Annotated in this window: 19 protein-coding genes and 1 tRNA gene; 11 read left to right on the top strand and 9 right to left on the bottom strand. The window is 64.1% G+C overall.

What is annotated here, in order from left to right; genetic code table 11:
- Positions 1-32: 32 nt before the first annotated feature.
- Positions 33-108, top strand: a tRNA-Phe gene (locus tag H3H37_RS22670).
- Between the two features lie 585 nt (positions 109-693).
- Here the strand turns inward: H3H37_RS22670 and H3H37_RS22665 are convergent.
- Positions 694-1,737, bottom strand: a complete 1,044-nt coding sequence (locus H3H37_RS22665; protein ID WP_182166791.1) for a helix-turn-helix transcriptional regulator — start codon at positions 1,735-1,737, stop codon at positions 694-696.
- 357 nt (positions 1,738-2,094) lie between these two features.
- Between H3H37_RS22665 and H3H37_RS22660 the strand changes: the two genes are divergently transcribed.
- The 3 genes from H3H37_RS22660 (at position 2,095) to H3H37_RS22650 (ending at position 8,530) form a co-directional block, all read left to right on the top strand.
- A complete protein-coding gene (locus H3H37_RS22660; RefSeq protein ID WP_182166790.1) occupies positions 2,095-3,789 on the top strand; it encodes a methyl-accepting chemotaxis protein in 1,695 nt (564 codons plus the stop codon).
- A gap of 48 nt (positions 3,790-3,837) precedes the next feature.
- The gene (locus H3H37_RS22655; RefSeq protein WP_220456536.1) at positions 3,838-6,759 is read left to right on the top strand and encodes a bifunctional diguanylate cyclase/phosphodiesterase; all 2,922 of its coding nucleotides are present in this window, start codon (positions 3,838-3,840) and stop codon (positions 6,757-6,759) included.
- An 88-nt stretch (positions 6,760-6,847) separates the two neighbouring features.
- Positions 6,848-8,530 carry a sensor domain-containing diguanylate cyclase gene (locus H3H37_RS22650; protein WP_182166789.1) on the top strand — a complete coding sequence of 561 codons (1,683 nt, stop codon included), beginning with the start codon at positions 6,848-6,850 and terminating at the stop codon, positions 8,528-8,530.
- A 26-nt stretch (positions 8,531-8,556) separates the two neighbouring features.
- On the opposite strand, the gene H3H37_RS22645 is transcribed toward H3H37_RS22650, so the two are convergent.
- Positions 8,557-9,120 carry a hypothetical protein gene (locus tag H3H37_RS22645; protein WP_182166788.1) on the bottom strand — a complete coding sequence of 188 codons (564 nt, stop codon included), beginning with the start codon at positions 9,118-9,120 and terminating at the stop codon, positions 8,557-8,559.
- Positions 9,121-9,503: 383 nt separating this feature from the next.
- On the opposite strand from H3H37_RS22645, the gene H3H37_RS22640 reads away from it, so the two are divergent.
- Positions 9,504-11,030, top strand: coding sequence for a S8 family serine peptidase (locus H3H37_RS22640; protein ID WP_182166787.1), 1,527 nt, complete (start codon positions 9,504-9,506; stop codon positions 11,028-11,030).
- A 54-nt stretch (positions 11,031-11,084) separates the two neighbouring features.
- Here the strand turns inward: H3H37_RS22640 and H3H37_RS22635 are convergent, their stop codons facing one another.
- Positions 11,085-12,131 carry an AraC family transcriptional regulator gene (locus tag H3H37_RS22635; RefSeq protein ID WP_182166786.1) on the bottom strand — a complete coding sequence of 349 codons (1,047 nt, stop codon included), beginning with the start codon at positions 12,129-12,131 and terminating at the stop codon, positions 11,085-11,087.
- A gap of 151 nt (positions 12,132-12,282) precedes the next feature.
- Between H3H37_RS22635 and H3H37_RS22630 the strand changes: the two genes are divergently transcribed.
- The 4 genes from H3H37_RS22630 to H3H37_RS22615 all read left to right on the top strand — a co-directional run bounded on the left by H3H37_RS22630 (position 12,283) and on the right by H3H37_RS22615 (position 17,429).
- A complete protein-coding gene (locus H3H37_RS22630) occupies positions 12,283-13,410 on the top strand; it encodes an acyl-CoA dehydrogenase family protein (RefSeq protein ID WP_182166784.1) in 1,128 nt (375 codons plus the stop codon).
- A complete protein-coding gene (locus H3H37_RS22625; protein ID WP_182166782.1) occupies positions 13,407-14,780 on the top strand; it encodes an acyl-CoA dehydrogenase family protein in 1,374 nt (457 codons plus the stop codon). The genes H3H37_RS22630 and H3H37_RS22625 overlap by 4 nt, the downstream gene beginning before the upstream one ends.
- A 2-nt stretch (positions 14,781-14,782) precedes the next feature.
- Positions 14,783-15,562 (top strand): acetoacetate decarboxylase family protein, encoded by a 780-nt coding sequence (locus H3H37_RS22620; RefSeq protein WP_182166780.1) that lies wholly within the window; start codon positions 14,783-14,785, stop codon positions 15,560-15,562.
- Positions 15,563-15,719: 157 nt separating this feature from the next.
- Entirely contained in the window at positions 15,720-17,429 is a 1,710-nt protein-coding gene (locus H3H37_RS22615) for a methyl-accepting chemotaxis protein (RefSeq protein WP_182166778.1), read from the top strand.
- A 17-nt stretch (positions 17,430-17,446) separates the two neighbouring features.
- On the opposite strand, the gene H3H37_RS22610 is transcribed toward H3H37_RS22615, so the two are convergent.
- The 4 genes from H3H37_RS22610 to H3H37_RS22595 are packed head-to-tail and all read right to left on the bottom strand — an operon-like array spanning position 17,447 to position 20,991.
- Positions 17,447-18,709 carry an MFS transporter gene (locus H3H37_RS22610; RefSeq protein WP_182166776.1) on the bottom strand — a complete coding sequence of 421 codons (1,263 nt, stop codon included), beginning with the start codon at positions 18,707-18,709 and terminating at the stop codon, positions 17,447-17,449.
- Positions 18,710-18,714: 5 nt separating this feature from the next.
- Complete coding sequence (locus H3H37_RS22605) at positions 18,715-19,770, bottom strand: beta-keto acid cleavage family enzyme (RefSeq protein WP_182166774.1); 1,056 nt, start codon at positions 19,768-19,770, stop codon at positions 18,715-18,717.
- Positions 19,771-19,787: 17 nt separating this feature from the next.
- Complete coding sequence (locus H3H37_RS22600) at positions 19,788-20,621, bottom strand: SDR family NAD(P)-dependent oxidoreductase (protein WP_182166772.1); 834 nt, start codon at positions 20,619-20,621, stop codon at positions 19,788-19,790.
- Positions 20,622-20,628: 7 nt separating this feature from the next.
- Positions 20,629-20,991 carry a carboxymuconolactone decarboxylase family protein gene (locus H3H37_RS22595; protein ID WP_182166770.1) on the bottom strand — a complete coding sequence of 121 codons (363 nt, stop codon included), beginning with the start codon at positions 20,989-20,991 and terminating at the stop codon, positions 20,629-20,631.
- 100 nt (positions 20,992-21,091) lie between these two features.
- Between H3H37_RS22595 and H3H37_RS22590 the strand changes: the two genes are divergently transcribed.
- Positions 21,092-22,093 carry an AraC family transcriptional regulator gene (locus H3H37_RS22590; RefSeq protein ID WP_182166768.1) on the top strand — a complete coding sequence of 334 codons (1,002 nt, stop codon included), beginning with the start codon at positions 21,092-21,094 and terminating at the stop codon, positions 22,091-22,093.
- A gap of 5 nt (positions 22,094-22,098) precedes the next feature.
- Here the strand turns inward: H3H37_RS22590 and H3H37_RS22585 are convergent, their stop codons facing one another.
- A complete protein-coding gene (locus tag H3H37_RS22585) occupies positions 22,099-22,941 on the bottom strand; it encodes a class I SAM-dependent methyltransferase (RefSeq protein WP_182166766.1) in 843 nt (280 codons plus the stop codon).
- 350 nt (positions 22,942-23,291) lie between these two features.
- On the opposite strand from H3H37_RS22585, the gene H3H37_RS22580 reads away from it, so the two are divergent.
- A complete protein-coding gene (locus H3H37_RS22580; protein ID WP_182166764.1) occupies positions 23,292-24,875 on the top strand; it encodes an isocitrate lyase in 1,584 nt (527 codons plus the stop codon).
- A gap of 112 nt (positions 24,876-24,987) precedes the next feature.
- Here H3H37_RS22580 and H3H37_RS22575 read toward each other — a convergent pair whose 3' ends face one another.
- Positions 24,988-25,785 carry a sterol desaturase family protein gene (locus tag H3H37_RS22575; protein ID WP_182166762.1) on the bottom strand — a complete coding sequence of 266 codons (798 nt, stop codon included), beginning with the start codon at positions 25,783-25,785 and terminating at the stop codon, positions 24,988-24,990.
- Positions 25,786-25,968 lie beyond the last annotated feature (183 nt).

Here is a 25,968-nt window from a genome sequence, read left to right as displayed (position 1 = left end):
ATTCTCTTGAGCCTGCTATAATTGCGGTCCTTGGCCTGGTAGCTCAGTTGGTAGAGCAGAGGACTGAAAATCCTTGTGTCGGTGGTTCGATTCCGCCCCGGGCCACCAAGAACATCCTTGACGAAACGCCGATCCATGCAGATCGGCGTTTTTGTTTCTGGCACGCGAAGTCCTTGTGCCCGGTCTATTGCCGGTTCATTTACCGTTGGGCCACACGGCAGAGTCGATCCCATCGCTTAAGTCAATCGTGGCCCCGCCACGCTCAATTAATGTTCTGCAGTTTGCGACCGTTACTTCTGATGAAGTCCCTAACAAACTCAAACCTGGAGCAGAGCATGAGTACGCCGATCGGAAGTGCAACCTCAACCCCCTACGTTCCCCCGGTGGTGACCCCACAAGCAAAACCAGTGGGCACCGACGCTGATGGCGACAATGACGGGACCAAGGCACCAGCGATCGAACCGCCAAAAGCCACCTCAGGTCCCGTCGGAACAATAATTAATACGACCGCATGAGCAAGCTCCGTTAATCCGGAAGTGCCGATGATTCGATTCAGCCGCAGTCGACCAGGCACTCTTGACGAAACGCCGATCCCTGCCGATCGGCGTTTTTTGTTTTCTCAGGCCGCAGTCCTCGTGTCCGGTCTGTCCTTCTGTACTCCGCTGGGCCGCACAAGCGAACGAATCGCCACCACTAGCTTTGGTCAAAGGATGATCGTTTGCCCATTTGCATGCGAAACTCGCCAGGGGTGACCCCCGCCACTTTCTGGAACGCGCCTATAAACGCACTGGAACTGCCATAACCTAAGCGAGCGGCAATGGCTTCGACCGGCTGTGCCGTCGTGTCCAGCAGGTGGGCAGCACGCCGATACCGTATATCATTTGCTAATTGGCGCAAGTTAATCCCTTCCGATGCCAGCATCCGCGTCACCGTACGCGGACAGACATTCAACATGGCAGCAAAATCGGCACGGGTAAGCTGGGCGCCCTCCACTTCGCTCAACAGCAATTTGATCCATCCGCCGATTTCACGCGTTGGCCGGACCTGCTGGACGGCCGCGACCAAGCCTGTTCTGTCAACAGGCGCCGCCATGCGGCTTTGCCTCAGCGGCCTGTCTAGCAAGCTGGTCGGCACGACCACCCGCACCTTGGGCACGCCGCCCACATGGAAATGGAACGACTCCCTGGACAGCGCATGGTAGCGGGCGATATGTGCAGGACGCCGCATCGACACATGGATCTTGACATCGGATACATAGCCAAGCACCGATGAGATGCCAAGGAACAGCGATACCGCCTGCGTTTCCATCAACTGGTATAACGTGCCCGCCGACATGCCTGCTGCCGGGTGCACGATATATTCGCTTTGCAACTCTCCGCGCTGCATGCGCGCGCGAAAAACAGGCGTGACCAGATGATGGTAGAACGCTGCGACATGGAGTAGCTCGCCCAACGTGCGGGCATTGCGGAACATGGGCGAGAGCGCGCCATGAGAGTCCAGGCCAAGCAGCATCCCCCACTCGAAACCGATATCCTCGCGCTCCAGCACTTGCATGGCGACCTGGATCAACCGGTCCACTTGCTGGATGGTGAGATGCTGGCTGCTTTCATCCATGTCCGCCGCACATAAGGCAGCGCCCTTCAGAATGGCGGCCAAGTCGCCGGGCGCAACCGACTCGATCAAGCCCGTCAGGGCGCGAACATAACGGACGGGGATGTAAGGATCAAATAGCGGCATCGGTTCAGTCTAGCAGATTGTCCACAACTATGGATTCGTAAAACAGCGGAATCAATATAATGGCGAGCCGGTACAAAGGACGCCCCGAGCAAGCCAAATCTGCTGCAACACCTGACTCAAATTCCTGGACCTAGCAGTCGTCCGCCAGCAGCCTCTGCAAGTCCGAGCTTGTGCTGTCCATCATTTTCCCCGCTGAGCGCGCGAACACTTAGATAACAACCACCGTCTATGCAGCCATAGGTGTAGCGAATGCGATAAGTCACGATTCAAAAATTTCCGCATGGAAAATTGTATGACCAACTTGCCATTGCCACACGCTTTTTGCACTGATCTTCTTTCTCTAAAAAATATTTGCGAATGAATATATCGAACCTGAAAATTGGAAATCGCCTTGCCATAGGCTTTGGTCTTATTCTCGTCTTGTTGATGTCCCTGTCCGCCGTCGGCATTTCGCGCTTTGCGTCCATAGGCAGAGATACCGGGACGATGATTGATCAGGACTGGGTGAAGGCCGACGCGGTGGTGACCATCAATTCGACGATGCGCGCCAATGCACGCCGCACGATGGAATTGGTGCTGCTGACCGACCAAGCGAAGATCGACTTTACGTTTGCAAAAATCGAGTCGAATAAAAAGATCATTGTTGAGGCGATTGAGACGCTGGAAAAGTTAATCCGCCGTGACGACGCCCGGCAAGCACTGCGGGACTTCAAGGAAAAAAGAGCTGCCTATGTTGCTTCGTTCACCAAGGTGGGTAACCTGGTGAAGGAGGGACAACACGAGGAGGCCCGGCAGATCGCTCTCGATGAAACGCTGCCGGCGCTGGACGATACCCAAGCCCCCTTGGACAAATTGCTGTCTATCCAAAAAGAACTCGTCAATCAAGCAGGCGCCGCGACCAAGGCAAGCATTCGTTCCGGCCAAACGATGATGGTCGTAATCAGCGTGTTGGCTGTGATCATTGGGTCGGGCTTTGCGCGTTGGATCACTCGCTCGATCACCCGTCCCCTGGACTCCGCCGTGCAGCTCGCCAATGCCGTCGCAGGCGGTGACCTCAGGAGCCGGATTGACGTCAGATCAAAGGATGAGACCGGCCAGTTGCTACTGGCATTGAAAAATATGAACGAGAACTTGGTCAGCATCGTTGGTAACGTGCGAGCCGGTACCGAAACCATCACTGGCGCTGCGACACAGATCGCCGCAGGGAACCTCGACCTGTCTGCTCGCACCGAACAGCAGGCCAGTTCGCTCGAAGAGACGGCATCCTCCATGGAAGAACTGACTTCAACAGTTCAGCAAAATGCCGACAACGCACGCCAGGCAAATGGGCTAGCGCAGATGGCCTCGGATGTTGCGGGTAAAGGCGGGCAAGTTATATCGCAAGTGGTTGCGATGATGGACGCGATCAATTCCTCATCCAGAAAAATCGCGGACATTATCGGCGTGATTGACGGCATCGCGTTCCAGACCAACATCCTCGCTCTCAATGCGGCAGTGGAAGCGGCTCGCGCTGGCGAACAAGGCCGTGGCTTTGCAGTCGTGGCGTCGGAAGTGCGCAATTTGGCCCAACGCTCTGCGGCTGCCGCGAAGGAAATCAAATCCTTGATTGAAGACTCGGTAGATCAGGTCAACGCCGGCAGCGGTTTGGTTAACGAGGCTGGGGCAACGATGGAAGAAATTGTTACCAGTATCCAACGCGTAACTGACATCATGAGCGAGATCACGGCGGCCAGTGCGGAGCAAAGTTCAGGAATTGCGCAGATCAATCAAGCGGTCGTGGAAATGGATAACGTAACGCAATCGAACGCTGCACTGGTAGAGGAAGCGTCAGCCGCCGCGCAAGCCTTGCAGGACCAAGCCGTCAGTCTGTCGCAAGTGGTCAGTGTGTTCAAGCTCGACAGCATGCAACCGGGAATGGCAACAAGCCTGCCGACAAAGCCAGCACTGCGCGCAGTGGCAACGGCACATGCGCAGTTACCGACACCGTCTTTGTCGGCCAGGAAGGCTGTTGCGCTCTCTAGCGGCAATGGTGGCGTTTGGGAGCAGTACTGATGGTGACCTCCCGCCCCTTTGTCGCCACCAGAGGAAACCTCCTCATCGATGCCTGAGCCGCTGAAAGCCTATATGCCCAACCCTTGGAAGGCGCTGGAGTGGAGCGTCCAGCGCACCCTACTCACCTGCACGGTCGCCGCGCTGGTCATGGCCTCTGCCATGAGTTTGCCGCCACTGACATTGTTTGCCGGACGACCGGCTGATCACGCTTCCGTTCACCTGTTGCTGGAACTGTTCTCGGTGGTCGTCTCCATCATGGTGGTGTCGCTGGCCTGGCACACGCTGCGCCATGGCAACGATAGCAGCACCAAGGCGCTGCTGGCAGGTTTTACGCTAGTGGCGGGCCTGGATGTGCTGCATGCCCTCAGCTTCGAGTACATGCCATCGCTGTTCAGCGATGCCAGTACCGGCAAGGCTATCTTTTTCTGGCTAGGCGGGCGCGTTGCTGAACTGATGACCATCGTGCTGGTGGCCGCCGGCGCCCGCCTGCCGGGCGGGCGCGCGGCCTGGCTGGCGGCAGCTATCGCCGGCGTGATCAGCTACGGCTGGCTGGGCACCTTTCACCTCGATTGGTTCCCCACCTTGTTCATCCCCGGCCACGGCGTCAGTCCGCTCAAGGCCCGGCTGGAATACCTGCTTTGCGCCAGCAACCTGGCGGCGGCCTGCTGGTTTTTCCTGCAGCGAAAGCAGGATCCGGAGGGCCGCTTCCTGTGGTTGGCCGCCTCCACCTTCATCATGGGAATCGGCGAGCTGGCCTTCACCAACTACGTGGCCACCTCGGACTTCCTCAATGTATTCGGCCACCTGTTCAAAACCGTTGCCTACGGCTTCATTTACCGGGCCACCTTTTACGCCAGCGTAGAACGGCCGCATCGCCTGCTGGAACGGTCGTCGCGCCAGTTGCAGGAACAGCAGCTTGAATTGCAGCGCGTACTGCGCAACGTCCCCGTGGAAATTGTTGCACTGGACGCCAGTCAGCACTGCCGCTATGCCAACCCGCCCTTTGCGCGCCGGATGGGGCGCAAGGATGGCGCGTTATCGGGCCTGCCATGGCGCTACGCAGTACCGACCGAGTGGCGTGGCAAAGTCGAGCCACTGATGGCGCGCGCCATGGCCGGCCAGCATACCGAGGCTGATTTCGCCTTTACCGATGTGTACGGAGCGCAACGCCACGTCACAGCCACCGTGGTTCCCGAGCGCGGCACGGACGGCGCGCTGGATGGCGTGCTGGCCATCTTTGCCGACACCACCGAGCGCGAGATCGCGCGCCGCCGCATGCTGGAATCGATGGAAGAACTGTCCAAGCTGAAGGACGCGCTGGATGCCCACGCCATTGTCGCCGTCACCGATGCGCAGGGCGTGATCATCCATGTCAACGACAAGTTCTGCACGATCTCAAAGTACGCCCGCAGCGAACTGCTTGGCCGCACGCATAGTGTGGTCAATTCAGGCCATCATCCGCGCGCCTTCTTCCAGGACCTGTGGCGCACCATCGGTTCCGGCAAGGTATGGAGCGGAGAAATCTGCAACCGCGCCAAGGATGGCAGCTTGTACTGGGTGTACAGCACCATCGTGCCCTTCATCGGCGCCGACGGCATTCCGAACCAGTACATTGCGATTCGCGCCGATATCACAGAGCGCAAGCATGCCGAACAGGCGGTTCAGCGCCTGGCCTTCTACGATACGCTGACCAGTCTGCCCAACCGCCTGCTGCTGATCGACCGGCTGAAGATGGTGCTGGCACAGGGTGAGCGCAGCGGCCAGTATGGCGCCTTGCTGTCGTTGGACCTGGATGATTTCAAGGGCATTAACGACACCCTTGGCCATGAACAGGGCGACGAGCTATTGCGCCAGGTGGCGCGACGCCTGCAGTCACGTGTGCGCAAGGGCGATACGGTGGCGCGCATGGGCGGCGATGAGTTCATCCTGGTCCTGCCGGAGCTTGGCCATGACCACGACACCGCCTGCCGCCTGGCCGAGGATCTGGCCGGCAGTATCCGCGATGTGCTGGCGGTGCCGTTCTACTTCAACGACTTGCGCGTCGATTCTTCCTGCAGCATCGGACTGGTCATGTTCGACCAGGGCGGCGTGGGCGAGGAAGAACTGCTCAAGCAAGCCGACATGGCGCTGTATCGGGCCAAGGCGCAGGGCAAGAACCGGGTCCATGTGTTCGCCCCCGCGCTGCAGGAACAGATCCTGGCCACCGCGCGCCTGCTGGCCGACCTGCGGGTAGCGCAGCAGCGCGATGAGCTGCGCCTGTTCTATCAGCCGGTGGTGGGTACGGCGCGCGAGCTGCGCGGCTATGAAGCCCTGATCCGCTGGCAGCATCCAGACAAGGGCATGGTATCGCCGGTGGAATTCATTCCGCTGGCCGAGCAATCGGGACTGATCCTGTCCATCGGCCATTGGGTTTTGCGGCAGGCTTGCCTCCAGCTGGCCGACTGGCGACACGATCCTGCGCGCGCCGGACTCACCGTGGCCGTCAACGTCAGCGCGCGCCAGATGCGCGATGCCGGCTTTGTCGAACAGGTCAAGGCCGTGCTGGACGAAACGGGCGCCAATCCCGGCTTGTTGCGGCTGGAACTGACCGAAAGCATGTTCCACGCCGACCTCGAGGAAACCGTGGGCAAGATGCACGCGCTGCGTACGCTGGGCGTGCGCTTCTCGCTGGACGACTTCGGCACCGGCTACTCCTCCCTCAGCTACCTGCGCCGCCTGCCGCTATACCAGCTCAAGATCGACCGCAGCTTCGTCACCCATGTCGACACCGACAGCCATGATGCAGCCATCGCACGCACCATCCTGGCGCTGGCCGCCACGCTGGGCCTGCGGGTTGTGGCGGAGGGTGTCGAAACCCCGGCGCAATTTGCATTCCTGGCCCAATTAGGGTGCGACGCCTTCCAGGGTTACCTGTTCGGTAAGCCGGCCCTCACGCCCCTTTTCTGGACCTCGACCGAGCATGATGCGTGAATTTCTGTCCCCCCACCGCGACCGCGTCAGGGGTAACGTCCGGGCGCACTTGGGCCTGCCGCGAGATAAATAGATGCGATCAGCAAAGTTGTTCAAGCACCTCAGTTTCCGCGCCCGAATGGCCTGTGCCTTTGGCTTGCTGACCTTCCTTGTTTTGCTGGTCGCGAGCGTCGCCTGGGGCTCATGGACGATCCATCTGCTGGAGTCACAGGTCCGCGACGAACTACAAGCGCGTGTGCATGCGGCGTCGGAATTGATCGCAGAAGGATTGCGTGATCGGAGCTCGGAAATCACCGATCTGTCACGCATGCCGGACATGTTGCTGAACGGCGCACCCGAGCCCGACCTGCAGGAAAGACTAGATGCCAAGCGCGCGCTGAAAATGGAATACGCTTGGCTGGGCGTGGCGTCGACAGATGGACACGTGCTGGCTGCGACGCGGCAAATGTTGGTGGGAAAAGACGTCTCGCAGCATGATTGGTTCAAGTTCGGTAAGACGTCGACCTGGATCGGTGATGTGCATGAAGCGGTCTTGTTGAGTCGCCTGATGCCCCGAAATCAGGAAAGCGAACCGTTGCGCTTCATCGACATCGCCGCCCCGGTGCGGGATACCACCGGAGCAATCAGAGGCGTGCTGTGCGCGCACGTGCATTGGAGCTGGATAACGCGCCTGGCTGAATCGATCTTGCAGGCTGACGCCGAATCACGCCAATTGCGGATTTACATCATGGACCGACACGGTGTGACCTTGTATCCGTTTGCCGAGACTGGAGCGACCTCGTTGCGGCTGCAGGCTAACATCAGCAACAGTGTAGGCGAACTCATGTGGGCCGATGGCAAACGCTATGTGACGGGCCAGGCCGCCTTGCGCGAATCGGAAAACCAGCACCTGGGCTGGCGCATCGTGCTCCGCCAGCCAGTGGATGTGGCCTATGCCCCCTTGCGTGCATTTGTGAAGGAGATGGCCGCCATTACCTTCATTGTGGCCTTGCTGGCAGCCTGGCTGGCCTATTGGATTGCCTCATATCTGAATACGCCCATTGCGATACTGGCCACGGCGGTGGACCGCCTGGGTGGCGAGAACGCCCACGTGATGATCGCAGCGCATCTGCCGCCGGAATTGCAGCGCTTGGCAGATGCGATCCAGGCCGCATCGGTCAATCTGACGGCAAGCCGGCGCGATTTGCTCGAAGCAAACGAGCTGCTCGAGCAGCGTGTCCATGAACGGACCAGGGCACTGGCCCTCGCCAACGAAGCATTGACCCGACAGGCGATGACGGACGGCCTGACCCGGGTCGCGAATCGGCGCGCGTTCGACCAGAAGTTGACCGAGGTGCATGCGCTGTCGGCCCGCACCGGTGTAGCGTACGGCCTGCTCGTCATCGATACCGACTTGTTCAAACGCGTCAACGACCAATATGGCCACCAGATTGGGGACAGCGTCCTCGTAGCGGTCGCTGAGCAGCTTGTCGGCTCCTTGCGTGCCACTGACTTCGTGGCGCGTTACGGCGGCGAGGAGTTTGTGGTGTTGCTGTACTCCGTCAAAACCGCCGAGGAATTGCTGGCCGTTGCGGAAAAGCTCAGGTGCGCCATCGAACAATTCACGTTCGACCCGGTGGGGAGGGTCACGATCAGCTTGGGCGGCTGTCTGGTGCAAGGTGCCTCAGCCGATTTGCGCCAGGTGATCCAACTTGCCGATGGCGCCTTATATGAGGCAAAGCGTCAAGGGCGAAATCGTTGTGTGATTGCGGCTAGCCCAACGTCATGGTGACAAAGGTGCGCCCCCCCTCCTGGCTGTCAGAACGCCGCCCACCCCTGCAGCGCGCCCTCGTCCGGCGCGTTGCCTCCCGGCATGGCCAGTTGTCCCGCATAGGTGGCGCCCGTCATGGTGGCGACGACGGCGGCCTGGTCGATGCCGCCCTCCTTGATCCACTCGCGCTGCGTGGCGTACGGCCGGTTGATGCCGGCCCGGTCGAACACATCGTTGGCGTCGTAGAACATGCCGGTCAGCAAAGCCACCGCCGTGTCGATCTTGTACAGGTTGGTTTGCAGCACCTGCTGCGCGAACGTGGGGTCGATGTGCTTGAGGATGCCGTAGGCGCCGGTGGAAACGAACTGGCTGTCGTACTTGGTCTGATTCCCGGCCTGCGCGTGGCCGGTGGCGTAGGCGTTGTTCACGTGCTCCATCATCGAAATGCCGCCGGCGCCATTCCATGGCTGGAAGCCGGTGGCCCGGATCGTCGCGGGCGAGCGCGCGTCGAACCGGTAGACAAAAGCCGGTAATTGTTTTTGGTTAATCACCCTGCCGATGATGCGCCGGGTGCGATTTACGCCTTCCGGCAACCAACCGTATTTGGCCATGATTTTTCTCCCCTTTCGATGGTGATCTCAACGATGAACACTACCTCCAGCATGCACGACTCATGTTTTCTTTCCGACAAGCCAGATCACTTTAGCACAGCCACATCGAAAAGCTATTCATCCGCCAGTCACCTGCGCTTGGCGCAACACCTGGCCGCAAAATGACGTTGCTTAAAATTAATTTTGTGGTTTTTCCATCAATTTCGCATGTTATTTAGACATCGCCGATTGACCGTGAACGGGAACGCTCATAGCATCGGACTTCGATCGCCGCGACCGGCGGCCGTCTTGTTTCTGGCGTGCAAGGCCATCCCTTCCATTCACGATATCCAGGGCTCATCATGTTCAAAAAACATCTCTGCAATACCCGTAGCGCATTCATCATGACCGTACTGGCCGCTGCCGCCGGCGCGCACTGTGCCGCCGCCAGCGCCGCCACCGATGGCACGGTGCGTGTCATCGTCGGCTTCAAGGCAGGCAACGTTGCCAACGGCAAAGCGGCACTGGCCGCCGCGCAAGGCAGTATCGTGCAGGACCTGCCCGAGATCAGCGCGTCGGCCGCCCAGGTGCCGGCCAAGGCGCTGGACGGGTTGCGCCACAATCCCCAGATCGAGTTCGTGGAAACAGACCAGAAACGCATCCCGTTCGCCGCCAGCACGCCGTCGACGGGCGCACCCTACCAGCTGGGCCAGCAAGTGCCGTACGGCATCGCCATGGTGCAGGCCGACCAGTTGCCCGACACCTACGCCAGCAACCGCATGCTGTGCATCATCGACTCCGGCATCGACCTCGCGCATGAGGACCTGCACGGCAACCACGTCACCGGCGACACCAACCCCGGCACCGGCAACTGGTACACCGACGAGAACCACCACGGCACCCACGTGGCCGGCACCATCGCCGCCATCAACAACGCCGGCGTGGGCGTGGTCGGCGTCAATCCGGGCCGCCAGCTGAACCTGCACATCGTCAAGGTGTTCGGCGCCGACGGCTGGGCCTATACCTCGACCCTGATCGCGGCCGCCAACAAGTGCGGTGCGGCCGGCGCCAACGTGATCAGCATGTCGCTGGGCGGCGGCGACCCCAGCATCGCCGAGGAACGGGCGTTCGACGGCCTGGCCAAGCGCGGCGTGCTGGCTATCGCGGCCGCCGGCAACGACGGCAACAATACCCAGTCCTACCCGGCCGGCTACAGCAGCGTGATGTCGATCGGCGCGCTGGACCAGAACCAGCAGATCGCCTCGTTCTCCCAGTTCACGCCGAAAGTCGAGCTGTCGGCGCCGGGCGTGGATGTGCTGTCGACCGTGCCGATGGGCACCGGCCGCGCCGCCGCCCTGACGGTGGGCGCCACCACCTATGCGCCACGGGAAATGGACGGTTCGCCAGCCGCCAGCGCCCACGCCGCGCTGGCCGACTTCGGCCTGGGCACGGCCACCGATGGTGCCATGGCCGGCAAGATCTGCCTGATCCGGCGCGGTTCGGTCTCGTTCGCCACCAAGGTCAGCAACTGCCAAGCCAGCGGCGGCGTCGGCGCCATCGTGTACAACAACGTGGCGGGCGGCCTGAACGGCACGCTGGGCACCACCGTCACGACCATCCCGTCGGTCGGCGTGTCCGACACGGAAGGGGCCAGCCTGCTCACCCAACTGGGCCAGCAAGCCAACCTGACGGTCACGGCCACCAACTACGCCCTGTACAACGGGACCTCGATGGCCACGCCACACGTATCGGCCGTCGCGGCGCTGGTGTGGAGCTACTTCCCACAGTGCAGCGCCAGCCAGATCCGCAGCTCGCTCGACAAGTCGGCGCTGGACCTGGGCGCGCCGGGCCGCGATCCCTACTTTGGCTTTGGCCTGGTGCAGGCGCGCGCCGCGTATGACCGCATCCGCAGCCAGGGTTGCGGCAACTAAACTCCCTCCTGACGCGCCCGCCCCACGGCGGGCGCGGCGCCGGGCGGTGGCACGCTACCGCCCGCGTGCCATACCACCCACTGCGCCCGCCTCGCCCTCCAGACGTTTCCTGAACGCCAGCGGCGTTTCACCGGTCAGCCGGCGAAACGCCGTGATGAACGCCGAACACGACAGGTAGCCCAGGCGGTAGCCCGTCTCGTCCACCGACAGTTTCAGCACCACCAGGTATTCCTCGGCCAGGGCGATCCGGGCCTCGTCGCGGATCATGGTGAACGCCGTGCCTTCCTGCGTCAGCTGGCGCCGCAGGGTGCGCGACGTCATGCACAGCGCGGCCGCCACCTCCTCCATGCCCAGTTCGATGTTGCGCGCCAGGCGCTCCCTGACCCTGGCCGCCAGCCCCACGCGCGCGCGGTGGCGTTCAAGGATGCGGACGCACTGTTCTTCGCTGTATTTCAACACCACCTCGTTCGCCTGCGGCAGCGGCAGCAGCATCGGGGCGCGTGCGAACACCACCACGGTACGGCCGGCGCCGAACGCGGGCATCCGGCCGAACGCCCGCACGTAAGGGGCTGTGTCGGCGGGCATGGGGAATTCAAACTCCACGCGGTGCAGCGCTTCGGGCACCGCGATCAACTCGCGCTGGATGGCCACCAGCGCCGCGACATCGCGTTCGATGATGAAGCGCCGCACGTCCTCGGGAACGTGATCGGCATCGATCGTCACGCCGACTTCCTGTTCGCTGTCGGCGGCCACAAAACGGGTGAACGCGTGGGTCAGGTTGAAATAGCGCAGCGCCACGTCCAGCGCCTGGCGCGCATGGCGGCTGGTCACCATGGCGAAGCCCAGCGAACCGAAGGTCGAATAGTGGTAACGCAGGCCAGCCTCCACGCCCAGCGCCGGCACGTGGCGCAAGTGGGCCAGCAGGTTGCGGATCAGCCGCAATTCCTGCTCGGCGCTCACCACGCAACCGGCGTCGTCCAGGTCGCGCTGGCGGATGCCGGTGCCCGCCAGCACCTGCTTGACCGCCAGTCCGTGGCTGGCGCCCAGTTCGGCCAGCAGCCGTATCCCCGAGATGCTGCGCGCAAAGTCCCAACCACCCATTTTTGACATGTCCGAAAATGTAAATTTTTTGACCGCAACCACTATACAGCTTCCATCGCACCGCTTGCTAGAGTCTAGTCTCCAAACAGAGTCGTCCACGGCGCCGCCTCCCGGCTGCCACAAGGACGCACGACAACGAAAAGGAGACACCATGCTAGACGCCGATGATGTGACAGCGTTGCTGTCCGAAGTCGAAACCTTCGCCAATGAGCGCATTGCGGCCGCTGTCGACCGGCCGGAAACGCCGATCGCGAACGACACGCTCACCGCCCTGAGCGCCGAGGCCACCGAACTGGGCTTGCTGCCCGCCCCGGGCGCGGCCCCCGGCTACGCGCTGTGGGAGCACCGCGACCACGCCAACGCCATGCAATTCAACCTGGGCCTGCTGCAGCTCGTGGCCAGGGCCAACGCCGGCGTCGCCTTCGCCTGGCATCGCGGCGCCCTGGCGCGCGCAACCGCCACGCTGCCTGGCGCGCTGCCGTCCGGCGAGAGCGTGCTGGACACGGCCATGGTCACCACCGGCCACCTCGGTCTGGCGCGCGCCGAACTGGCCCGCTTCCTGCGCCCGCAAGGCCCGCGCGCCGATGGCGCCCTGCTGTCCGACTGGCTGGACCGCCGCCAGCACGCCACCACCGTCATCACGACGGCATCATGGCAGCAGCTGGTCTGGCCGGTCTGGCACGGCGACACGATCCGCTGGCAATGCGCGGCGCGCCAGCAACTGCACGTGGAACCGTGCCGCGCCCAGCACGGGCTGGACGAACTGGCGGCGTTCCACGTGTGCCTGGCGTCGGACGCCGCCCCCACCCTGCTGCCCGAGCACGGCGACGCGCGGCTGGCCTACGAACGCGTGCTGAAGCTGGACATGCTGGGCCTGATGGCCATCGGCGCCGGCGCACTGCGCCACGCCTGGGACCTGGCGGCCGGCTACGCCGCCATCCGCAAGCAGGGCGGCAAGGTGATCGGCGAGCATGCGGCCGTCCAGATCATGCTGGGTGAGATGGAAATGGCGTGGCACCAGGCGTGCGGCGCATTGGCCCGCTTCGCCCGTCCGCTCGACGACATCGCGCTCAACGAAGTGGCCGCCCAGCGCGCCAGCACCCACCTCGCGCTGTCCCATGGCGCCAACCAGGGCGTGCAAGTGCATGGCGGCGTCGGCTACATGCGCGACGTAGGCGCGGAAAAAATCGTGCGCGACCAGAACATGCTCAAGCTGCTGGCGGGCGGCACCCGCGAAATCCCGCTGCTGTTGGCCGGCCTGTGCGGAGGCCAGCCATGACGCGCGCCCCGCACCTGGCCGGCCACCTGCCGTTCGACCACGCGCTGTCGCCGCAATTGAAGTTCCGCCACCTGCCGGCGACCAGCCGCGCCTTCGCCGACAGTCCGCTGGACGACCTGTGGGAAGCCGACTGCGCGCGCCTGCCGCGCGGCTTGCGCGCGCTGCGCCGGCGCGCCCGCGCGTTCGCGGAAACCCGCCTGGCGCCGCTGTCGGCCACGCTCGACCAGCAGCCCCACCTGGCGCCCGGCGATTGTCCACCCGCCGTGCGTCAGATGCTGGCCGCGGCGGGCCGGGCCGGCTGGCTCAGCTACTTCCTGCCCGCGCCGCTGGGCAGCCTGCCCTGGGGCGCCGCCCTGCACCCGCCGATCTGGGCCTGCAGCCTGGTGGTGGAAGAATTCACCCGCGTCTGCGGCGGACAGATGCTGCTGCTGTCGGCCCACCACCTGGGCTGCATGCCGCTGCTGCTGTCGGGCCGGCTCGGGACCATCCGCGACTTCCTGCTGCCGGTCTACCGCAGCAACGAACGCGGCGATCCGCACCTGGTCGCCTTCGCCATCACGGAACCGCAGGCCGGTTCCGACGTCGAGGAAGGCCATGGCGCGCAGCGCTACCGGCCCGGCGTGGTGGCCACGCCGGTGGACGGCGGCTACCTGCTCAACGGCCGCAAGTGCTTCATCAGCGGCGGCGACCTGGCGCGCAGCATGACCGTGTTCGCCGCGCTCAAGGGCGAAGGCATGGAATCGTGGACCTGCTTCTACGTCGATTGCACCACGCCCGGCGTCACCATCCCGCGCACCGAGATCAAGATGGGCATGCGGGCCTCCGGCGCCGCCGAGGTCGAATTCATCGACGCCTTCGTGCCGGCCGCCAACGTGGTCGGCGGCCTGCGCAACGGCTGGGTGCTCAACCGCGGCACGCTCAATTCCTCGCGCATCCCGGTGGCCGCCATGGGGGTCGGTTTCGCCCGCGCCGCCACCGAAGTGGCGATCGAGTTCGCGCGCCGCTACCGGCTGGGCGGCAAGGTGCTGCTCGATTACCAGGACGTGCAACTGCACATCGCCACCATGCTGGCCGAGACCCGGGCCATCCGCAACCTGGTATGGCAGGAGGCGCGCCACGCCAGGCAGCCGCGCCAGCTGCACGCCTCGCTGTGCAAATTCCACGCCACCGACCGCGCGCAGGCCGTGTGCGAGATGGCGATGGACCTGCTGGCCGACCATGGCGGCCTGCATGAACAGCGCATCGAACAGATCTTCCGCGACGTGCGACTGACGCGCATCTTCGAAGGCACCAACCAGATCAACCGGCTGGCCATGATCGAAGACTGGCAAGGACAGCTTCTCGACCACACCAGCCCCATTGGAGTTTAAGCATGACACCATTTGACGCAGATCCCTTCTTCCAATATCCACGCAACGTCCTCGCCACCTCGGCCGGCGAGGTGGCGATGCCCATCCTGTACTACGACGCCTCGCAACTGATGGCCTTCTACTGGATCGATTGCGGCCGGGCCCAGGCGCTGCTGGGCGAGCAATACGAGGTGGTGCGCTTCGGCACCAAGGCGCTGGCCGCCGTGGCGTTCTACGAGTACCGCCATACCTCGATCGGCCCCTACAACGAAGTGGGCACGGCCATCGGCTGCGTGCCCAAGGGGACGCAGCCGCCGGCCTGGCCGCTGCTGTCGCTGTTCAAGCACCTCGACAAGAACCGGCTCGGCTTCCACGTCATCGACCTGCCCGTCACCACGGCAGCGGCCTGCGCGGCCGGACGCGACATCTGGGGCTACCCCAAGTTCATCACCCCGATCGACTTCGCGCTGCGCGGCGCGGCCTTCAGCGGGACGGTGCACGATCCGGCCGGCGGCGCGCCCGTGTTCTCGCTGGCGGGAACGGCCGGGATGGGCGTGGGCGCGCCGCTGATCAACCTGATCCTGTACTCCACGCAGCAGCGCGGCATGCTACGCACGCTGATCAACATCCGCGCCAGGGGACGGTTATGCCTGCCCGGCTCGCTGCGCCTGCACATCGGCGACAGCCGCCATCCGATGGCCGAACGGATGAAGGCGATGGGCTTGCAGGACAGCCGGCCCGCGTTCATCGCCCATACCCATGGCCTCCAGTTGCGCCTGAACGCCGGCGCAGTGTTGCCATGAGCGCGACATAGCGGCCATTCGACCATCCCTTCAACGGTAAATGCACCATTATTGATCGCAAATCAATTAAACTGTGGCAACTAAAATTGCCGCCGGACCCGGGCCCGATCCCGTATCGGCGCCCGGCACCCAGGCGGCCGTAGACCATGAGGGGAAGATGAAACTGAGAACCAAACTGATCTTGAGCATGTCGTTCATGTGTGTGTTGTTTGTGCTCGCGCTGGCCATTTCGCTGGCCGGCATGAAGAGCGCCCGCAACCAGTTCGAGCGCGTGATCGACGAAGACCAGGCATTGCTGACGGCGGCCAGCGATATGTACGCGCAGGGCTTGCAGATGGGCCAGGCCCTGCGCAATATCGTCCTGAACCCGAAGAACAAGGCCGCCTACGACAATTTCAACAATTCCAGCAAGGCGTTCGGGGAGCAGGCGCAGATCGCCTCCAAACTGAGCGACACCATGCCGGAGGTGCGGAAAATGTTGCAGGAAGTGGACGCCCTGCGCATCAAACAGGCGGCGGTGCAGGCCAAAGCGATCGCACTGGCCGAGAGCGACCAGGCCGGCGCGATCGAAGTCCTGAATCGTGAGGAAACGCCGCTATGGCGCGACATGCGCGGCAAGCTGCTGGAGTTCATCAAAGTGAAGAAGGCGGCGGTGCGCGCGATCGTGCAGGAAATGAACGCGTCGACCCAGCTGCGCTTCACCCTCAGCCTGGTCCTCGGTGGCGTGGTGCTGCTGGCGGCCGCCGGCCTGTGCGTCTGGCTGACGCGCAGCGTGATGCGCCAGCTCGGCGGCGAACCGGATCACGCCGCCGCCGTGGCGACCCGGATTGCGGCCGGCGACCTCTCGGTGCAGGTCGATACCGAGGTCGACGACCGCGCCAGCCTGATGCTGGCGATGAAACATATGCGCGACAGCCTGACCAGGATTGTCGGCGCGGTGCGCGGCAGCACCGAGACCATCGCCACGGCGTCGACCGAGATCGCCTCGGGCAACCTGGACTTGTCGGCCCGCACCGAGCAGCAGGCCAGCTCGCTGGCCGAAACGGCCGCCGCCATGGAGAAGATGACGGCCACCGTCAAGCAGAACGCCGACAACGCGCGCCAGGCCAACCAGCTGGCCAGCGCCGCCGCCAACGTGGCCGTCCAGGGCGGCGCCGTGGTGTCGCGCGTGGTGGAGACCATGGGCTCCATCAACGACTCGTCGAAAAAGGTGGTGGACATCATCGGCGTGATCGACGGCATCGCCTTCCAGACCAATATCCTGGCGCTGAACGCGGCCGTGGAAGCAGCCCGCGCCGGCGAACAGGGACGCGGTTTCGCCGTCGTCGCCAGCGAGGTACGCAACCTGGCGCAGCGCTCCGCCTCGGCCGCCAAGGAAATCAAGGCCTTGATCGACGACTCGGTCAGCAAGGTCAACGCCGGCAGCGAACTGGTGGATGAAGCGGGCAGCACGATGGGCGAAGTGGTGAGCAGCATCCAGCGCGTGACCGACATCATGAGCGAAATCAGCGCCGCCACCGGGGAACAGACGGCCGGCCTGGAACAGATCAACCAGGCCATCATCGAAATGGACAACGTGACGCAGCAGAACGCGGCCCTGGTGGAACAGGCGGCGGCGGCCGCGCAGGCGATGCAGGATCAGGCCCTGAGCCTGGAGCAGACCATCAGCGTGTTCAAGCTGGACGGCTTGCCGTCTGCGGCGATCCAGGCCGCCAGGCCCGCTGCCGCGAGCGCCCCGCCCCCCCGCGTGGCCCGGACCGCGCCGCCCACCCGCACCTTGCGGGCGGCGCCGGCGATGCCCGCCAGAGTGACACCCCAAAAAGCGACGCCACCAGCGTCCGGCGCCGACGAATGGGAGGAGTTCTAAGCGCTAAGCGCGCAGCATCAATGCGTGCGGATGGCGGCCGGCATGGATACCACCGTGCCACGCCGCGCCGCGCCGGCGAACAGCACCACCGACGCGATGGCCAGCACGTCGGTGGCCAGCATCATCACCGTGAACGGCGAGGCCACGCCGGCGCCGGCCAGCAGGTCGCGCCCGGCCCCCACCGCGAGGCTGCCCAGCGAGATGGCCACCACATTAATCGCCATCATGGTGAAACCGGCCACGGTGGAGCGCATGGTGGCCGGCACCATGCCCTGGATCAGCGTGTTGGCGGGACCGTAGGCGGCCATCGGCAGGAAGGCGCCGGCGCACATGCCGAGGTAGAACAGGACGGAACCGGGCGCGGCGAAGCGGTAGGCCAGCATGAACGGCGCGCACAACACCACCAGCCCGGCCACGAAACCGGCATGCCCGCCCCTGATGGCGTGCGCGAAGCGGTCGCCCAGCCCGCCGCCGAACACGGCGCCGAAGGTGCCGAACACCAGTTGCAGCATGCCGATGCGCTTGGCCATGGCCGCCGCATCGAGTCCCCGCTCATCGACCAGCCACACCTGGGTGAACGCGAAACCGGCGAACACCATGTGCAGCAGCACGAAGCCGGCGATCACCTGCAGCAGGCCGGGCGTGCCGCGCACGGTGCGGGCCATCGCCCGCAGCTGCTCGCCGAACGGGGCGCCGCGCTCATGCCCGGGCTGGCCGCGCTCCTCTGACAGGAATGCCAGCGGCAGCGCCAGCAGCGCGCCGATCACGCCCAGCGCGTGGAAGGTGTCGCGCCAGCCATGCGTCTCGCCGTAGGTGCCGGCCAGCAGGAAGCTGAAGCCGATGCCCAGCGGGATGCCGGTGAAGAACACGCCGATCACGGTGCCGCGCCGGCGCGCCGGGAACAGGTCGGCCAGCAGGCTGACGGCGGCCGGCACCAGCGCCGCCTCGCCGCTGGCGACGAAGAAGCGCGCCATCGCCATCTGCGTGAAGTCCTGCACGTTGCCGGAGGCCCAGGTGCAGACGCTCCAGACCAGCATGCCGACCGCCACCACGCGCGGGCGCGAGTAGCGGTCCGCCAGCGTGCCCATGAACATGGCCATCAGGCCGAAGCTCAGGACCCAGACGGCACCCACCAGGAACCCGTACTGCGCGTTGGAGAGCCCGATGTCGCGGATGATCTGCGGCGAGAAGCCGAGCAGCATATTGCGGTCCACATGCGCGAGGATGTGGGCGAACAGCAGGACGCACAGGGCGATCCGGGAGAAGTGCCGCCATTGCATGATGATTACCCCACCTGGTTCATCGGGAAGCCGCGCTGGCCGGGTTTGCGGTTGGGCGCCATGCCCAGCTTGGAGAGCGTGGTCTCGACATCATTGTACTGGGTGCCGATCTGGTAGATGCTGCGCGCTTCCTTGCCGGTCGCCACATCGCGGCCCACTTCGCGCGCCATGCGCACCATCTGCTCCACCTGCTCGACGGAGGTCATGCGCTCGCCGGGACGGCGCCACAGGTTGTCCTCGATGCCGACGCGCACATGCAGGCCCATGGCGATGGCCATCATGTTCATCGGCGCCACGTTGCGCATGATGCCTTCGATGGTCAGCACGGCGCCGTCTGGCACCTGGCGGATGAACTCCATCATGTGGAACGGGTCGGGACCGGCCGCGCCGCCGCCGATGGCCACATAGTTCAGCACCAGCGGACCATTGTAGTTACCGCGCCGGATCAGGCGCTTGACCGTCTCCAGCTGCGACACGCCGCCCAGCATGAAGTGCGGCTGGATGCGCGCTTCCTGCAGGCGCTTCAGGTGCTCGATGTAGAAGGTGGGCGTGGCCTCGGTGCACATGTCCTGGTAGGCCGCCTTCACGCGCGGATCGGCCAGCATGGTGCCGGCGCCGTCTTCGGCCGTCAGCAGCTCGAACACGTTCATCTGCGCGTTGTTGATGGCGATCGTCACCTGGTCCGGCTTCGGGGTCAGCTCGGCCAGCATGTGGCGCGTGTCGTGGCTCAGCCACTTGGCGTCGGCGCCCTCGCCTTCGGGCGCGAACGAGATCGAACCGCCCACCTGCAGCACCATGTCGGGCACGGCTTCGCGCAGGCGGCCCAGCATCTCATTGAACTTGGACAGGCGCTTGGAACCCTTGCCGTCGTCCTCGCGCACATGCACGTGCAGCACGGTGGCGCCGGCGTTCCAGCAATCGACCGCCTTCTGCACCTGCTGGTCCATGGTGACGGCGATATCGTCCGAATCGCTGGGGATGAACTGCGGGCCGAACGGCGCCACCTGGATCACGAGCTTTTCCTGGTTTTCCGGCAGGAGGGAATCGTCGAAGAATTGCATGGTAAGTCCTTTCGTTATTAGATGACTGCGCCGCCATTGGGGCTGATGATTTGTCCAACCAGGTAATGCTGGCCGGCCAGGTAAGTGACGAGGGAGGCGTATTCCTCCATCGTGCCGAGACGTCCAGCCGGCACCACCTGCCATAGCTGGTTGCGTTTTTCCTCGCCGGCCGCGGCGAGGTACTGCTCGAACTGCGGGGTCTGCACGCCGCCGGGGGCGACGGCGTTGACGTAGATGTTGGCCCCCGCCACCTCGGCCGCCACGCTCTTGGTGAAGGCCACCACGGCGCCCTTGGTGGCGCTGTAGTGCGGGCTGTGCGCGCTCATGGCGGAGATGCCGGCGATGGAGGCGATGTTGATGATCTTGCCGTCGCGCTGGGGTTCCATCAGGCGCAGCGCGGCGCGGGTGCAGTAGAACAGGCCATGCACGTTCACATCCCAGAAGCGCATCCACTCGGCATCGCTCATGGCGCTGGTGATGGCCAGCGACTGGCGTGGCACCGGGGTGGTGATATAGCCGTAGTGCAGGTTGCGGCGCACGGCATCCTGTTCGCCTTCGGGCACGCGGGCCGCGTTGTTGACCAGGATATGCAACGTGCCGAAGCGCGCCGCCAGTTGCGCGAACATGGCGTCCACGGCGGCGCTGGACGACACGTCGCAGTGCAGCGCAAGGCACTCCCCGCCGGCCGCTTCGATGGCGGCGCGCGTGGTGTCCAGGTTGTCGATGTCGATGTCGCAGATGGCCACGCGGGCGCCGGCGTCGGCCAGGGCCAGCGCGATGGCGCGCCCCAGGCCACGGCCCGCGCCGGTCACCAGCGCAACACGGTTTTGCAGGTTATGCAGTTGTCCCATGGCCGCCTCACTTGCTGCGCGCGGCCAGTTCTTCCTGCAAAATGGGGGCGCCCATACTCATGGTGTGGATGCCCAGCACGGACGTCAGTTGCAGCACGGCCGTGATTTCCTCCTTGGTGGCGCCCAGTTCCAGCGCCTTGCGGATGTGGCGCCGCACGCCCGGTGCGTACATGTGGGTGCACGAGGCGTCGACCGCGATGGCGATGAACTCCACCGTCTTCGGATCGAGCACGCCGGCGATCAGGGGGCGCAGGCCCATGGCCATGAATTTCTCGGTCCAGACCGGGTCGAGTTCAGCGAACGGGGTCCAGTTCGGATTCCATTCGCCGGTAGCGCGCAGGTGGTCGCACAGCGGGGTGTGGTTGTCCATCGTTTGTCTCCATTTTTTTGATGTAATGGAGCCATTCTAGAAAGCCGGGGCCGGGCCGGTATTCACATAATGGGACATTGATGTTACATTTTGGGACATCATGAAATCGTCCCAGTACGCCGTCCGCAGCGCCGCCCTGACCAGCTACGTGCCCCTGGCCCGTTCGCTGGGACTGGACCCCTATCGCCTGCTCACGGAAGCGGGCATCAACCGCGCCGCCCTGCTCGACCCCGACCTGAAGATCCCGGCCGAAGCGCTGGCGCGCATGCTGGAGGCCAGCGCCGCCGAATCAGGCGTGGAGGACTTCGGCCTGCGCCTGGCCGCCACGCGCGAGCTGTCCAACCTGGGCCCGCTGGCGCTGGCCATGCGCGAGGAACCCACGCTGCGACGCAAGCTGGAGGCGGCCGCCAAGTTTCAGCGCCTGCACAACGAGGCGCTGCGGCTGCGGGTGGAGGAGGAGGATGGGCTGGTCTATGTGTCCGAAGCCATGCTGGGCACCTCGGGCATGGTCTACCGACAGGCGGCCGAACTGACCATCGGCGTGCTGCACGGGATGATGAAGCTGTTCTTCGGTGAAGGCTGGGCGCCGCGCGCCGTGTGCTTCTCGCACCAGCCGCCGCGCGACATGGCGCCGCACCGGCGCTTCTTCGGCGCCCCGCTGCGCTTCCGCGCCGACTTCGACGGTTTCATCTGCCAGGCGCGCGACCTGGACCGCGCCACCCAGGCAGCCGACCCGCTGATGGCCAAGTACGTTAGCGCCTACCTCGATTCCATCGTCGGCGACCCCGATCACGACACGCGCGACAAGGTTTGGCAACTGGTGCTGGCCATGCTCCCCACGGGCCGCTGCAGCGCCGAAGCCGTGGCCGACAGCCTCGGCGTGGACCGGCGCACCATCCACCGCCACCTGGCCCAGCATGGCGAGACCTTCACCGTGCTGGTGGACGCCGTGCGCGACGAACTGGCCACCCGCTACCTGCTGCACGACCGGCGCCGCGCCAGCGAAGTGGCGCTGCTGCTGGGCTTCTCATCGCAAAGCGCGTTCTCGCGCTGGTTCAGCCAGCGCCACGGCTGCAGCATCACGGCCTGGCGCGCGCGCTGAGCGCCTCAACGTTCAATGGCGACCACCAGCGCCTGGATTTCCCCCTCCACTTCACCGCTGCCGAAACGCGCCACCAGCGCCGCCTCGGCCATGCTGGTCGCTTCGGCCACGGTGGGCGTGCGGCGCGCCTCGATTTCGCCGTGCCACGGCGTGCCCTGGCAATAGGCGGTGGCGACCGTCCCCGCCGACGGCGCCCGGCTGCGCGTCGCCACCGTCTCGAACGCGGGCGGGCTGGCGTAGCCGGCGGCCAGCAATTGCTGCGCGATCAAAGCCTGGTCGCAATAACCATGCGGGGTGCGCGCCATGAAGGATGGCGGATCGGCCGGATAGGCCCGGATCAGGGCCTGGTTGATGACGTTGGCGAAGTCGTTCTCCTCGATCCGGTCCCACACGCTGAATAGCAACGCGCCGCCAGGCCGCAGCACGCGCCTGGCCTCCGCATAGGCCAGGCGCTTGTCGGGAAAGAACATGGCGCCGAACTGGCACACGACCAGATCGAAGGCCCCGTCCGGGAACGGCAACTGCTGCGCGTCCGCCTGCCGCCACGTGACGGGCCGGCTGGTGCCCTGGGCCATGGCGTGGTCCAGCATCGGCTGGTTGAGGTCGGTGGCCGTGATGGCGGTGCCGGCCGGCAGCGCGGCGGCCAGCCGGCGCGTTACCGCGCCCGTGCCGCAGGCGATCTCCAGCACGTCGCGCGGCGCGCGCGCCACGACCCGGCGGCACATGTCCTCCGCGTACGGCGCGAAGATCATCGGCACCATGTAGCGCTCATAGAGTTGGGGGATGGAACCGGCGAAGGTGCGGTCCGCTTCCGATGGCGACCTGTCAGCTGGTCGGGGGGCGTCCATGGCGATCTCCTTGGGTCGTATACCACTGTGAAATTGCTGGCACTTACAAGCTCTTCGTGAAAACGCGTTTCATATTGCGAAATGTCGATGCGTAAAAAACGGGCACAAACATTCCATTTTTTGAAAATACATCCCACATTCTGAAAAATAACGACTAAACCGTTGAAATAAAACGACATTATTTAGGTTATATGTCTTATATAAGACTTGTGCCTTCCACCGAAAACGTTCTATTATTCTTCCATGCAGTTTCGCTTCGGTAGCAGCATCATGTCGTGAACACGAGCGGCAAGCGCGACGCGACAGGAATACGGTTTTCTCATTTTTGCTTCATTCATTAGGAGATTCACATGTCCAAGTACCAAGACGACATCCAAGCCATCGCCAGCCTGAAAGACCAGCAAGGCGCCGCATGGAACGCGATCAATCCTGAGTCCGCCGCTCGTATGCGCGCCCAGAACCGCTTCAAGACCGGTCTCGACATCGCCAAGTACACCGCCAAGATCATGCGCGCTGACATGGCCCGCTACGACGCCGACCCATCGCAGTACACCCAGTCGCTGGGCTGCTGGCACGGTTTCATCGGTCAACAGAAGATGATTTCGATCAAGAAGCACTTCAACAGCACCGACCGCCGCTACCTGTACCTGTCGGGCTGGATGGTTGCCGCCCTGCGTTCCGAGTTCGGCCCGCTGCCTGACCAGTCGATGCACGAAAAAACCGCCGTTTCGGACCTGATCCGTGAACTGTACACCTTCCTGCGCCAGGCTGACGCGCGTGAACTGGGCGGCCTGTTCCGCCAGCTGGACGCCGCCACCAACGCCGCCGACAAGGCCGCCATCCAGTCGCAGATCGACAACCACGTGACCCACGTCGTGCCTATCATCGCCGACATCGACGCCGGTTTCGGTAACGCTGAAGCGACCTACCTGCTGGCCAAGCAGTTCATCGAAGCCGGTGCTTGCTGCATCCAGATCGAGAACCAGGTGTCGGACGAGAAGCAGTGCGGCCACCAGGATGGTAAAGTCACCGTGCCACACGAAGACTTCCTGGCCAAGATCCGCGCCGTGCGTTACGCCTTCCTGGAACTGGGCGTGGACGACGGTATCATCGTCGCCCGTACCGACTCGCTGGGCGCCGGCCTGACCAAGCAGATCGCCGTGACCCAAAAGCCAGGCGACCTGGGCGACAAGTACAACTCCTTCCTGGATTGCGAAGAAGTGTCGGCCGACGCCCTGGGCAACGGCGACGTGGTGATCAAGCGCGAAGGCAAGCTGCTGCGTCCTAAGCGTCTGCCAAGCAACCTGTTCCAGTTCCGCTCCGGCACCGGCGAAGAGCGTTGCGTGCTCGACTGCATCACCTCGCTGCAGAACGGCGCCGACCTGCTGTGGATCGAAACGGAAAAACCACATATCGCCCAGATCGGCGGCATGGTCAGCGAAATCCGCAAGGTCATCCCGAACGCCAAGCTGGTGTACAACAACAGCCCATCGTTCAACTGGACCCTGAACTTCCGTCAGCAAGTGTTCGATGCAATGAAGGCCGCCGGTAAGGACGTGTCCGCCTACGACCGCGCCAAGCTGATGAGCGTCGAGTACGACGAGACGGAACTGGCCCGCGCCGCCGACGAGAAGATCCGCACCTTCCAGGCTGACGCTTCGCGTGAAGCCGGCATCTTCCACCACCTGATCACGCTGCCGACCTACCACACGGCCGCCCTGTCGACCGACAACCTGGCCAAGGAATACTTCGGTGACCAAGGCATGCTGGGCTACGTGGCTGGCGTGCAGCGTAAGGAAATCCGTCAGGGTATCGCTTGCGTCAAGCACCAGAACATGTCCGGTTCGGACATCGGCGACGACCACAAAGAGTACTTCAGCGGCGAAGCAGCCCTGAAGGCCGCTGGTAAAGACAACACGATGAACCAGTTCTAAGCGGTTCCCCCGTGTGAAAAAAGCTCGCTTCGGCGAGCTTTTTTTTCGTCCGCTGGCGCCGAGGCGGCGCACGCAAAACCCGGGGCTGCCCCGAGGTCAGCCCCTTCTGCCACTATCCGCCATTTTTTCGCAGGCGGCCGCGCAGCGGCCAGGCCAGCACTTCCAGCACGCCGGCCGGCACATCGCCGCCGGCGATGCCGGTGGGCGGATATTCACCGGCCGCCGGCTGGCGGTAGGTGCCGAACAGCAGATCGAACACGGGGAACAGGCCGGCGAAATTGCAATCGTAGTGCTGCGGCAGCATCGAATGGTGCAGCCGGTGGAACTGCGGCGTGTTGATCAGGAACGCGGCCCGCCCCAGCCCCCAGCGCACATTCATATGCGGCACCACGTTGTACAGTCCCAGCACGGCGTACATGCCGACGATCACGGGGTCGGGTTTGAACAGCAAGCCCACGGCCAGGTAAAGGGTCACCATCTTGATGCCCGGCTCCAGCCAGAAGTGGCGGTCGGTGGTGGTGGCGTTCATGGCCGTGTCGCTGTGGTGCAGCGAGTGCATGGCCCACAGCGCGGGGATACGGTGTTGCGCCCGGTGGAAAGCGTATTCGCCCAAGTCGAGCACCAGCGTGTAGACGAGGAACGACGGCAGCAGATGCCAGCCGTCGGCCGGCAACGCCAGCCAGCCGCCGCCGGCGCCGTTGACGGCCAGCACCGTCAACGCGGCCGTGCCTTGCTGCAACAGCGCGAAGCCCAGCACATACACGGCCATGCAGCCGAGGTTGACGGCCCGGCCGCGCCAGCGCTGCGCCTCTGCCGGCCACCTGCGTTCGGCCAGCCCGGCCAGCATGATCAAACCGAGCAGCGGCAGCGACTTCCACGCCACATCGGCGGCAAATTGCGCTAGCGTCATCCATCGTCTCCATCCGGGCACCGGCCCGACTATACGGTCCGATTATACGGCCGCGCCCGGTCGCAGGAACGGCATGGCGTGCCCGGGCACGACGGACCTCGCCCTGCCAGCCCGGTTGGCCGGTGCGCTGATGAGCACCCGCCAAGTCAGCGCGTTTGATTTAGATCAACGAAACATTTGATA

It is taken from the genome of Rugamonas brunnea, from assembly GCF_014042345.1.
GTDB lineage: Bacteria > Pseudomonadota > Gammaproteobacteria > Burkholderiales > Burkholderiaceae_D > Rugamonas > Rugamonas brunnea.
The sequence above is the reverse complement of the archived record's forward strand: the minus strand, read 5'-3'. Positions and strand labels throughout refer to the sequence as shown.